The following is an 11,100-nucleotide window of genomic DNA, read 5'->3' on the forward strand; positions in this document are numbered from 1 at the left end:
ATGTTAAAAATGCTGAGAGACCTGGTACTGGAACCGTCCATCGTGGTCGGAGGCATCGTCTTTTTAGGTTTGGTGCTGCAGCGAAAAAGTCTGGAGACCACGGTAAAGGGGACTCTTAAATCGGTCATAGGGTTTATGGTTATCCGGATCGGGGGAAATATCATCACAGAAAGTGTGGAACCTTTCGGCAGAATGTTTCAGTACGGATTTCATGTTTCCGGAGTGATCCTGAGCGTGGAAGGCGCTGCAGGGATTGCGGTGGGCAGGTTCGGGATGGAGATTTCCGTCGTTATGCTGCTGGGGATGACGGTCAACCTGATTCTGGCAAGGATCACCAGATTCCGCTATGTGTTCGTGACCGGACACCAGACGCTGTTCATGGCAGGCATGATTGTCGTATGTATGAAAGGAGCAGGAATAAGCGGATGGATCTTTTATGCCATCGGGGCCCTGGCTCTTGGGATTATGATGGTATTTTCTCCTGCAATCCTGCAGAAATATACGAGGCAGATCTGTAAAAATGACTCGGTGGCTTTGGGACATTTCGGCGGAAGCGCTTATTTTCTGTCCGCATGGCTGGGAGGAATATACGGAGAAAATTCCAAATCCACAGAGGAGATGCACATCCCGAAAAAGCTGGCATTTTTGCGGGATTCTTCGGTTACCGTGTCCATTACGATGATTGTTATGTATGTCGTGGCGGCTCTGGCATGCGGCAGCGAATTTGTAGAACAAAATCTGTCAGAAGGTAAAGATTATCTGGTCTATGCCATTGTCCAGGGCCTGACCTTTGCCGTGGGATTTACTGTGGTCATCACTGGTGTGCGCTGGTTTATCAATGAGATCGTGCCTGCGGTGAAAGGAATTGCGGATAACTGGATTCCCAATGCCAAACCGGCCGTAGACAGCCCTGTCGTCTTTCCGTATGCACCCAATGCCCTGATCGTGGGATTCATTTCGTCATTTTTGGGAGGGCTTATTTCCCTGGGGATCATGATTGCATGCAATCTCACCGTGATCCTTCCGGGGGTCGTTCCTCACTTTTTCTGCGGGGCCACGGCAGGCGTCTATGGAAACTCTACAGGAGGAAGAAGGGGAGCGATTCTGGGCGGTTTTCTGAACGGAGTGCTGATTTCTTTTCTGCCGGTGATTTTTCTGCCGCATTTGGGGGAACTGGCAAATGCTTCTGTCACATTTCCGGATGCGGATATGGGGTTTGCGGGAGCATTTCTGGGAGACTGGCTGAACCGGATCGGAAGCTACGGGACTCTGATCATCCTGATCGGCATTGTGATCATCATGATCCTGATCCCCGAAATGATGGATGACATGGAGGAAAACCAGGAGGAATGGTTTACGTTCGACACGGATGAGATCTTAAAAGAATCGAAAATGACAAATAAGAAATAACAGAGAAAAGCGGGGATCTGCGCCGGGCAGATCTCCGCTTTTCCGCATTTCAGGAAATTAATTGGTATGGCGGCAGCTTTCTTATGCCGGTAGACTATACTTATCAGATAACAGAAAAGGAGGAAAGTATTATGTTAATTTCAGCAATCTTAGTTGCGCTGATCGCCATTGGAAGCCAGTGGTGGTTCAGCCACACAATCACCCGTACCTGGCTGTACCCGATCTGGGCGGGCTTCCTTGTAGCAGTGGCTATGGGGGAACCGGTTCTTGGAATGAAGGCCGCAGCCTATATCCAGCTTACATACCTTGGATGGATCACAGCCGGAGGCACTATGCCGGGCAACCTGATGGTGGCCGGAGTGTTCGGAACGGCCCTGACCATCATTTCCGGGGCATCCCCGAATCTGGCGCCGACCTTTGCGGTGCCGTTCAGCCTGCTGGGAATCCTGATCAACCAGGCCTATATGACCATCAACAGTTTTTGGGTACATAAGGCAGATCAGTATTTGGAGAAGGGCAACATCCGCGGATTGAGGCTTATGAATTATCTGCCGTCCGGGATCACTGCCACAGTCCTCTACGGAATTCCGGCATTTGCCCTCGTGTATTTCGGAGGAGATTTTGCAACCAACGCCTTAAAGGCAATACCGGAGCCGATGATCGCAGCATTGAATGTGGTCGGAGCACTGATGCCGGCACTTGGAATCGCAATGCTTTTAAGCTTTCTCGGCAAAAAGAAGATCGTTGCGTTTTTCTTCATCGGTTATTTCCTGACTATCTACGCAAAAATCGACACCATGGCGGTAACTGTATTTGCGGCGGCAGTGGCAGTCCTGATCTATCTTTTCACAGGAAAATCAGAACAGGCTGAAGAGGCGGAACAAATTGAAACAGTTTCCGCAGAGGAAAACGATGTGCAGACCGGCGGCAAGAAACTTTTGAAAAAGGATCTGGTCAAACATTTTCTTCTCGGATATTCCAGCGAGACCTGTTATAACTACGAGCGTCTCCAGGCACTGGGTACTGCCAATGCCATGGTGCCCATCGTGAGAAGACTCTATGAGACAAAGGAACAGCAGGCAAAAGCGTTAAAGAAATATATGGTATTCTTCAACACGGAGCCTTCATGGATCGGAACCGTCATTCACGGTGTTACTGCATCTATGGAAGAACAGTCTGCCAACGGAGCGGACATTGACGCAGAGGATATCAATGCGGTGCGTACAGGATTAATGGGACCGATGGCGGGAATCGGAGATACAGTTTCTCAGGGAATCGCTTATCCGATCTTAGCCGGAATCGCCTGCAGCCTGGCGCTGGCCGGAAATATAGCCGGACCGATCCTGTTTGAGGTGGCATACAAAGTTCTGATGATCGGTATGGGATATGCCATGTATATGATGGGATATAAGCAGGGAAAAAGCGCCATTGTCAGAATTTTAAGCGCAGGAACCTTAAACAGAATTACGGAAGCGTTCAGCATTGTCGGACTGATGGTTGTGGGGAATATGGCTGCTACCAGAGTCAATATCAAGACTCCGATCGCATTTAAAGTCGGAGAGGTTGGAATCAACCTTCAGAATATCTTAAACTCTCTGCTTCCCGGAATGCTGCCTCTGATCGCAACGCTGCTTGTGTGGAAACTCCTGAGCAAGAAAGTGAAGCCGACCTACATTATCGTGATTATTTTTGTGGTAGGTGTTATCACATCCCTGATCGGCCTGCTGGCCGTGGCATCATAGCAGACGGAGGAATGAGATATGGTTGGAGTTTTATTGATCAGTCACGGACTGCTCTGCCAGGGACTTATGGACAGCGTCTCCATGGTGGCAGGAACCATCGGGCAGTCAGAATGTATTTCTCTGAAGCCGGGGCAGGATCCCGGAGAGTTCAAGGAAAAAGTGAGACAGGCAGTGGAAGAACTGGACACCGGCATGGGCGTCCTTGTGCTGACCGACCTTTTAGGCGGGACCCCTTTTAACAGCATCGCCATGCTGTGCCGGGACTATCCGGCGGCAGTTATCACCGGTGCCAACATGGCAATGGGGATCGCCGCAGCACTTCAGAGGGAGGAGGACACAACTCTCTCAGAACTTGCAGAGATCTGTGAACAGGCGGGACATGACGGCATAAAGAGGCTGGACATTCAGGAGAAAGGAACGGCATAAAAATGAAAGCAGTGAGACTAAATAAAATCGGAGATTTCAGAATGGAAGAAGTGCCCCTTCCAAAGATAAAGGGGGAAGAACTCCTTGTGAAGGTGGAAGCCTGCGGAATCTGCGGCTCCGACCTTCCCAGGGTATTTGAACTGGGAGCCCACGTACACCCTATCACTATAGGACATGAGTTCGCGGGAACGATCGTAAAAGCAGCAAAGGAAGAGGACCAGGAACTGGTAGGGAAGACGGCAGCCGTCTTCCCGCTGATCCCATGCGGAGAGTGCGAATTTTGTAAAACCGGGCACTACGCCCAGTGTACAGATTATAACTATCTGGGGTCCAGATGTGACGGCGGGTTTGCAGAGTACTGCGTGATCCCTTCCCGCTGGAATCTGGTATTTTCTGAAAATCAGGAAGTGACAAAGGAAGAACTGAGTCTGGTGGAACCGGCCACAGTGGCACAGCATGCGGTGAGAAGAGCAGAAATCAGGGCAGGACAGACCATTGCCATCTTCGGGGCAGGACCCATCGGCATCATGGCAGCACGCTGGGCAGAACTTTTCGGCGCCGGGAAAGTGGTATTGTTTGATATAAACGAAGAGAAAATTGAATTTGCCAGAGAGCGGGGGCTGACGATCCTGAACTCTATGGAAGAAGATCCAAAAGATGCACTCGTAAGAGTGACGGGCACGGATCATGTGGATGCGGTCATCGAGGGAACCGGGACTTCTGCGGCTCTTAACCAGGCAGTAGAAATTGTAAGAACTTTTGGCAAGATCGCCATGCTCGGAAATCCCCACAGGGATACTTCTTTAAAGCTTGCAAATCATAGCAGCATCCTGAGAAAAGAAGTCGACATAAAAGGCGTATGGAATTCTTATTACGCACAGATGCCGCTTAATGAGTGGCAGTATACGGCAGAGATGATCGATGCGCGCAGGCTCAAGGTAAATGACCTGATTACTCATACGTCCGGTTTGGAGCATTTAAGCGAGCTGTTTGAGCAGATTTATCATAAAGAAATCACGATCTGCAAGGCAATTTACAGCTCTAAGGCCTGAGAGAAAGGAGACGATTTTGTGAAAGAGAAATTTGCTGTCTCCCTGATGTGCATGGACTTTCTGAACGTCGGGGAACAGATAAACATATTAAATGACTGGGTGGGAATGTACCATGTGGACATCATGGATGGCCACTACTGTAAAAATATTACCCTGTCGCCGGACCTGGTAAAAAGTTTTAAGAAGGTTGCCAAAGTCCCGCTGGACGTACACCTGATGACAACCAACCCGGAGGACTGGATCGGCCCTGTGGCAGAGGCGGGTGCGGATATTATATCGCTGCACGCTGAGACCATCAACGGACAGGCATTCCGCCTGTACAACAAGATTGAGGAAATGGGTTTAAAGACGGGGCTTGTTTTAAACCCGGCGACTCCTCTTTCAGAGGCGGCACATTATCTGAACCGGATCGACCTGCTGACTATTATGACCGTGGATGTAGGCTTTGCGGGACAGCCGTTTATTGAAGAAATGCTCGGCAAAATCCGGGAGGCAAAGCAGCTCAGGGAAGAAAAGGGATATCATTATCAGATACAGATTGATGGTTCCTGTAAGTCTTCTACATTTAAAAAATTGGCCGAGGCAGGGGCAGACATTTTGATTCTTGGAAGCTCAGGGCTGTTCGGACTGGACAAAGACTTAAAGAAAGCCTGTATGAAAATGACAGAAAATTATAAAGCGGCGCTGGGATAACAGGGAGGATACAGTGGAATATAAAGATTTTAAAGAATTGATTCTGGGAGAACTGGACCAGTCACTGGCGGCAGTGGACGGGCAGGAGGTCCGGGCGCTGACAGAGATGGTGCTTAACGCGGAAAAGATATTTGTCACAGGCGTCGGGAGAGTATTTATGATGATGGAGGCTTTTGCCAAGAGGCTGAATCATCTGGGAATCGATGCATTTTGTGTAGGAGATGTGAATGAGCCCGCGATCACGGAGAAAGATGTACTGATCGCCGGCTCCGGCTCAGGGGAGAGCCTGATTCCTCTGGGACTTGCAAAAAAGGCAAAGCAGTTTGGTGCGTCAGTGATCCATATCGGTTCCAATGCGGAAAGCTCCATGGCATCTTATGAGGATCTGTTCGTGAGAATTCCCTGCCGGACGAAGCTTGGCCTGCCGGACGAGATCGGCTCCGCACAGATTATGAGCAGCCTGTTTGAGCAGAGTCTTCTTCTGCTTTTGGATGCGGCGGCACTGATGATCATGCAGGAAAAAGAAATTGATGACGTGGATTCTCTGTGGGAGAAGCACGCAAACCTGGAATAGGAGGAAACAAAGATGGAACAATTATTGCTTGCGAGGGTAGACGACCGGCTGATTCATGGACAGGTGATGACCGCATGGATGAAGCTTCTGCCTGCAAAAGAAATATTGATCGCAGATGACAAAGTAGCAAAAGACCCGTTCATGACACAGGTACTGACTATGGCGGCTCCTGCAGGTGTAAAGGTGAAAGTCTGTTCTGTAGAAGAGGCTGCAAAAACGCTGAAAGACGGTCTGAAAGTCCCGTCCATCATGCTGGCAAAAACACCGCTTACCTATGAAAAAATTGTAGATCTGGGAGCTCATATCCCTGAAATCAACATCGGAGGCATGGGAATCAGCGGCGAAAGGAAGACTTTGTATAAAAATATCGCAGCCGACCCGCAGGAGCGGGATGCCATCAGAAAGTTTCTGGATCAGGGAATCCAGGTGAAGATTCAGGTAATACCTGCCGATAAGGTTGTGGATGTTGCCGGGCTTTTATAGAATGGGGGACACAGTGATGAAAGCAATGAGACTTCATGATATAGGGCAGTTTACACTGGACGAAGTGGAAGTTCCAAAGCCGCAGGGACGGGAGATCCTTGTGAAAGTGGAAGCCTGCGGCATATGCGGCTCCGACATTCCGAGAGTCTATGAGCTGGGGACAAAGGTTTATCCGGTAACCTTAGGACACGAATATGTAGGCACAGTAGTGAGTGTGGGAAGTGATGAGGATCAGGAACTTATAGGCAAAACCGGAGCGGTCTACCCTGTGGTTCCGTGTATGGAATGCCCCAGCTGCCGGATCGGCCAGTACGCCCAGTGTGAGAACTACAAAAATCTGGGTTCCAGAACAGACGGCGGATTTGCCGAGTACTGTCTGCTCCCTTCAAGAAAACACCTTGTATTTCCTGAAAATACAAAGGTCTCTGCTGAACAGCTGGCTCTTGTGGAACCTGCCTGTGTGGCCCTCCATGCGATCCGCAAAGGGGAGATAAAAGGCGGAGATACGGCAGTGATTTTCGGTGCAGGGCCCATCGGCATCCTGACGGCCCGCTGGTGCGGACTGTTCGGCATCCAGGCTGTATTGGTGGAGATCAGCACGGAAAAAACAGAGTTTGCCAGGGAAAAAGGGCTGAAAGTCATAAGTCCTGCGGACGGAGAGATCCCGGAACAGATCCGGGCAATAACCGGAGGACGCATGGCGGATGCGGTCATCGAGGGGACCGGAAGTTCTCCGGCCTGGAATCAGGCGGTGGAATGTTTAAAACCTTTTGGAATGCTGGTGCTCCTTGGAAATCCTCATCAGGACACGGTGCTGAAACTTGACAGCCACAGCCAGATATTAAGGAAAGAATTACGGCTTACCGGCGTTTGGAATAATTACTATAATGACCTTCCGTTCAACGAATGGCAGTACACCGCGGACAGGATCGCCGATGAAAGTCTGAAAGTAGATGACCTGATCACCCACCGTGCCGGCCTTGACCACCTGAAGGAATTGTTTGACCAGATATATAACAGAGAAATAACCATATGCAAGGCTGTCTGCCGGCCTTAAAAAGAAAAGTCTGTATCACTTCTGTAGCTGGAGGATGGTACAGACTTTTTGAGTGCATAGAGAAATTATTTGCCTGTGGCAAATCGCATTTGGCGCGCAAAGTGAACAAGCCTCTCAAAGAGTGAGGGGTTGGGGAGATGAGGAGGCTCGCCCACTTTGTTTTTGCATAGGAAATTTTACTGTCTCCAAAGTCAGATGATTCATAAAAATAGAAAAACGAAACATACTGATGAAAAGTAAAAAACAAACAATGGAGATAAACTCATGAATTTGTACGACATTATGGGACCGGTCATGGTAGGCCCGTCCAGTTCCCACACGGCAGGGGCTGTCAGGATCGGCCTGATTTCCCGGAAACTTTTAGGGGAGAAGGTCCGAAAGGCCGAGATTTTATTTCACGGTTCCTTTTTTGCAACCGGAACCGGACACGGTACAGACCGTGCAGTTATCGCAGGACTTTTAGGAATGGCACAGGACGATCTGAGGATTCCGGACAGCTTTGAGCTTGCCCGGAAACAGGGAATGAAATGGACGTTTGGGAGAGCGTATTTGAAGGATGTTCATCCAAACAGTGTAAAGCTGTGCCTTACAGGGGAAAACGGAAGAAAACTTGAAATCGTGGCGAGCTCTCCCGGCGGCGGAAGAGTGGAAATCTGTCAGATGGATGGCCTTTCCACGTCTTTTTCGGGGGATATGCCTGTACTGATTGTCCACAACGAGGACAACCCCGGACATGTGGCCGCAGCTGCATCTCTGCTTGCAGGCGCAGGAATCAATATTGCGTCTATGAGACTTTCCAGAGACCGGAAAAACGGCAGTGCGGTCATGGTATTGGAATGTGACCAGAAGATACCGGAAAAAACGGTGAGACAGATTGAAAATATGAAAGGAATCCAAAAAGCCGCCTGCCTGGCGGGCATGGATTGAGGTGAAGGAAAATGGGTTTTGGATCAATGGCGGATATGGAAAAGGCGGCGTCAGATGCGGGGATTCCTCTCTGGAAAGCGGTCATGGAGGAAGACATGAAAGAGCGCAGTGTATCAAAGCAGGAGACAATGGAAAAGATGGGGGAGCGTTATCATGCTATGAAGCAGGCAGATGCGGACTATGGGGAAAATTTAAAATCTTTCAGCGGCTTATCCGGCGGTGACGGTGAAAAAATGCATTGTTTTGTCCGGGGAGGAGAAGCCGTTTCCGGCGGCTTTATGGGGATGGTTGTCACAAGAGCATTGAAAATGGGAGAATCCAACGCCTGTATGAAACGGATCGTGGCTGCACCCACGGCAGGAGCCTGCGGCGTGGTGCCGGCAGTCTTTCTGACCTATGAACAATTCCATCAGATACCGGAAAGAACGATGATTGAGGGGCTTTTTATGGCCGCAGGAACCGGTCAGGTCATCGCCCGCAGAGCCAGTATTTCCGGTGCACAGGGCGGCTGTCAGGCGGAGGTGGGAACTGCGTCTGCTATGTGTGCGGCGGCTCTGACTTCCATTCGGGGAGGAAGCACTGAACAGATTCTTTCAGCAGGAGCATTTGCCATGAAAAGCCTGTTGGGACTGGTCTGCGATCCTCTGGGAGGACTGGTGGAAATACCGTGTATCAGAAGAAATGTGGCAGGGGCCGTCAATGCAGTGGCCTGTTCTGATATGGCAATGGCCGGTATATACACAAGAGTGCCTTTTGATGAGGTGATTGATGCTATGGGAGAGATTGGGGAAATGATGCCGGGAGGTCTTAAAGAGACAAGCCAGTCAGGTCTTGCAGCCACGGAAACCGGAAAAAGGGTGGCGCTGGATCTGGCCCAGAGAAATCAGACTCCCCAGTGCTGATGAAATCCGGTGCCCTTGACGCAGGAATTGGATTCGTACTATTATAAAAGAAAGTACTTTGAGGAAGAAATGCGAGGAGGCCTTCTATGGAACGCATCTATATTGTAGAGGATGAGCCGCGGCTGAGAGAGGAACTGAGCGGCGTGCTGGAGAAAAACGGGTATGAATGCATTTCCTGTGATCAGTTTGAACATGTTGCAGAAGATATCTTAAAAGCCGCCCCTGACTTGGTGCTTCTGGATCTCAGCCTGCCGGTCTATGACGGGTTTTATATCTGCAGAAATATCAGAGCTTCTTCAGATATTCCTGTTATTGTGGTGACCAGCTCAAACAGTGATATGGATGAACTGATGAGCCTGAATCTGGGGGCAGATGACTATATTACAAAACCTTATAATATTCATATTCTTCTGGCACATATCTCGGCGGTTCTGATGCGTACCCACGGACATAAAAGCGGCCTTGTGCTGACCCACAAAGGACTTGTTCTTGATGTTGCAAAGAGCAGGGCAGCTTTTCAGGGAAAGAGTACAGAACTTACAAAAAATGAGCTTGGGATTCTGAAATTTCTGATGGATCATCAGGGCTGTATTGTATCCAGAGAGGAACTGATCTGTGAGCTGTGGGAGATGGATGAATTTGTAGAAGACAGTACACTTACGGTCAATATAAACCGGCTCAGAAAGAAGCTCTCTGATATAGGGCTATCGGATTATCTGATAACAAAACGGGGGCAGGGGTACATGATATGAGGTTTGCACGTTACTGCAAAGACAAATGGATTTCTATTTTTATATTTTTGGCGGTGTTTTTGACGGGAGGATTTCTTCTCCTGCTGATTGACACACCGCCTGCGGTTGCCTGTGTTGTGGAGGGATTCTACGCTGCAGGCTTTTTTCTTATTCTCGTACAGGATTATCTGGCAAGGAGAGAATTTTACGGACATCTCTCAGAAATATCCCGGGACCTGGATGAAATCTCTTATTTATCAGAATTCCTTGAGGAACCTTCTTTTCTGGAAGGGCAGATCTTGTACCGGATACTGCAGAGAGATGAAAAATTTATGAATGACCGGATTGCGCAGGGACAGAGGGAACTGCAGGAGTACAGGGAGTATGTGGAGATGTGGGTCCATGAGATTAAGACTCCTATAGCGGTTTCCAGGCTTATGATGGAAAAACACAGGGATGAACTCACCAGAAGCCTTTCAGAGGAAATGGATAAAATGGAGCAGTTTGTGGAGCAGATGCTTTATTACAGTAAAAGCAGCAGTCTCCAGGAGGATTATATGATCCGCAGGGTTCCGTTAAAACCGCTGGTTATGGGAGCTGTCAAGGCGCATTCCAAGTCGATGGTGGCCCAAAAGGCAGTTCCGCGTTTTGGAGATCTGAATTATACAGTGCTTACAGATCCTAAGTGGATGAGTTTTATTTTAGGGCAGATCATAACAAATGGTGTTAAATATCATTCCAAAGAACGAAAACCGGAACTTGTCTTTTCAGCTTTCAGAGAAGAAAATACAGTGGTTCTTTCTGTTGCCGATAACGGCATAGGCATTCCGCCGGAAGATGTGCCGAGGATATTCCGCAAAGGATTTACCGGGAGCAACGGAAGACAGTACCGAAAGTCTACTGGAATGGGCCTGTACCTCTGTGAGAAACTCTGCAGAAAACTGGGGATTGAGTTATCTGTTTCCTCAGAGGCCGGTAAAGGAACGGTTTTTTCCCTTCGGATGCCGCTGGCATCAGAGAATGAGAATGATGGTATCTGAATATTTCAAAAATGTAATGTTTATGTTATCTAATGACATGGCAGCGGATTGATTCCCATGATA

General features: G+C 49.1%; 12 protein-coding genes. All 12 read left to right on the forward strand.

The genetic code is table 11. The annotated features are described in order from the left end of the window. The 12 genes from KH180_RS12505 to KH180_RS12560 all read left to right on the forward strand — a co-directional run bounded on the left by KH180_RS12505 (window position 1) and on the right by KH180_RS12560 (window position 11,037). Entirely contained in the window at window positions 1-1,410 is a 1,410-nt protein-coding gene (locus KH180_RS12505) for a PTS ascorbate transporter subunit IIC (RefSeq protein ID WP_290760846.1), read from the forward strand. Between the two features lie 131 nt (window positions 1,411-1,541). After that, window positions 1,542-3,152: a PTS system mannose/fructose/sorbose family transporter subunit IID gene (locus tag KH180_RS12510; protein WP_290760848.1), complete on the forward strand. Its 1,611-nt coding sequence runs from the start codon at window positions 1,542-1,544 to the stop codon at window positions 3,150-3,152. Window positions 3,153-3,170: 18 nt separating this feature from the next. Next, window positions 3,171-3,578 carry a PTS sugar transporter subunit IIA gene (locus tag KH180_RS12515; protein ID WP_290760850.1) on the forward strand — a complete coding sequence of 136 codons (408 nt, stop codon included), beginning with the start codon at window positions 3,171-3,173 and terminating at the stop codon, window positions 3,576-3,578. A gap of 2 nt (window positions 3,579-3,580) precedes the next feature. Next, a complete protein-coding gene (locus tag KH180_RS12520) occupies window positions 3,581-4,630 on the forward strand; it encodes a galactitol-1-phosphate 5-dehydrogenase (RefSeq protein ID WP_290760852.1) in 1,050 nt (349 codons plus the stop codon). An 18-nt stretch (window positions 4,631-4,648) separates the two neighbouring features. Further along, window positions 4,649-5,323 (forward strand): D-allulose 6-phosphate 3-epimerase, encoded by a 675-nt coding sequence (gene alsE, locus KH180_RS12525; RefSeq protein ID WP_290760854.1) that lies wholly within the window; start codon window positions 4,649-4,651, stop codon window positions 5,321-5,323. A 13-nt stretch (window positions 5,324-5,336) separates the two neighbouring features. After that, window positions 5,337-5,897 carry a 6-phospho-3-hexuloisomerase gene (gene hxlB, locus KH180_RS12530; RefSeq protein WP_290760856.1) on the forward strand — a complete coding sequence of 187 codons (561 nt, stop codon included), beginning with the start codon at window positions 5,337-5,339 and terminating at the stop codon, window positions 5,895-5,897. Between the two features lie 12 nt (window positions 5,898-5,909). After that, the gene (locus tag KH180_RS12535) at window positions 5,910-6,380 is read left to right on the forward strand and encodes a PTS sugar transporter subunit IIB (protein ID WP_290760858.1); all 471 of its coding nucleotides are present in this window, start codon (window positions 5,910-5,912) and stop codon (window positions 6,378-6,380) included. 16 nt (window positions 6,381-6,396) lie between these two features. Continuing rightward, a complete protein-coding gene (locus KH180_RS12540) occupies window positions 6,397-7,437 on the forward strand; it encodes a galactitol-1-phosphate 5-dehydrogenase (protein ID WP_290760860.1) in 1,041 nt (346 codons plus the stop codon). Window positions 7,438-7,701: 264 nt separating this feature from the next. Beyond that, window positions 7,702-8,364 (forward strand): L-serine ammonia-lyase, iron-sulfur-dependent subunit beta, encoded by a 663-nt coding sequence (gene sdaAB / locus KH180_RS12545; protein WP_290760862.1) that lies wholly within the window; start codon window positions 7,702-7,704, stop codon window positions 8,362-8,364. Window positions 8,365-8,375: 11 nt separating this feature from the next. Beyond that, window positions 8,376-9,266 (forward strand): L-serine ammonia-lyase, iron-sulfur-dependent, subunit alpha, encoded by an 891-nt coding sequence (gene sdaAA / locus KH180_RS12550; protein ID WP_290760864.1) that lies wholly within the window; start codon window positions 8,376-8,378, stop codon window positions 9,264-9,266. 86 nt (window positions 9,267-9,352) lie between these two features. Continuing rightward, window positions 9,353-10,018, forward strand: a complete 666-nt coding sequence (locus KH180_RS12555) for a response regulator transcription factor (RefSeq protein WP_290760866.1) — start codon at window positions 9,353-9,355, stop codon at window positions 10,016-10,018. Continuing rightward, a complete protein-coding gene (locus KH180_RS12560; RefSeq protein WP_290760868.1) occupies window positions 10,015-11,037 on the forward strand; it encodes a sensor histidine kinase in 1,023 nt (340 codons plus the stop codon). Before KH180_RS12555 ends, KH180_RS12560 begins: the two co-directional genes overlap by 4 nt. Window positions 11,038-11,100: the final 63 nt, after the last annotated feature.

The sequence above is a fragment of the Anaerostipes sp. genome (assembly GCF_018381315.1).
Lineage (GTDB): Bacteria > Bacillota > Clostridia > Lachnospirales > Lachnospiraceae > Anaerostipes.

Excerpts from the sequence above, each read along its gene's own strand:
- KH180_RS12560 (WP_290760868.1), top strand. The coding sequence starts at position 10,015 with ATGAGGTTTGCACGTTACTGCAAAGACAAATGGATTTCTATTTTTATA.
- KH180_RS12520 (WP_290760852.1), top strand. The coding sequence starts at position 3,581 with ATGAAAGCAGTGAGACTAAATAAAATCGGAGATTTCAGAATGGAAGAA.
- sdaAA (WP_290760864.1), top strand. The coding sequence starts at position 8,376 with ATGGGTTTTGGATCAATGGCGGATATGGAAAAGGCGGCGTCAGATGCG.
- KH180_RS12555 (WP_290760866.1), top strand. The coding sequence starts at position 9,353 with ATGGAACGCATCTATATTGTAGAGGATGAGCCGCGGCTGAGAGAGGAA.
- KH180_RS12535 (WP_290760858.1), top strand. The coding sequence starts at position 5,910 with ATGGAACAATTATTGCTTGCGAGGGTAGACGACCGGCTGATTCATGGA.
- KH180_RS12510 (WP_290760848.1), top strand. The coding sequence starts at position 1,542 with ATGTTAATTTCAGCAATCTTAGTTGCGCTGATCGCCATTGGAAGCCAG.
- KH180_RS12515 (WP_290760850.1), top strand. The coding sequence starts at position 3,171 with ATGGTTGGAGTTTTATTGATCAGTCACGGACTGCTCTGCCAGGGACTT.
- KH180_RS12540 (WP_290760860.1), top strand. The coding sequence starts at position 6,397 with ATGAAAGCAATGAGACTTCATGATATAGGGCAGTTTACACTGGACGAA.
- KH180_RS12505 (WP_290760846.1), top strand. The coding sequence starts at position 1 with ATGTTAAAAATGCTGAGAGACCTGGTACTGGAACCGTCCATCGTGGTC.
- sdaAB (WP_290760862.1), top strand. The coding sequence starts at position 7,702 with ATGAATTTGTACGACATTATGGGACCGGTCATGGTAGGCCCGTCCAGT.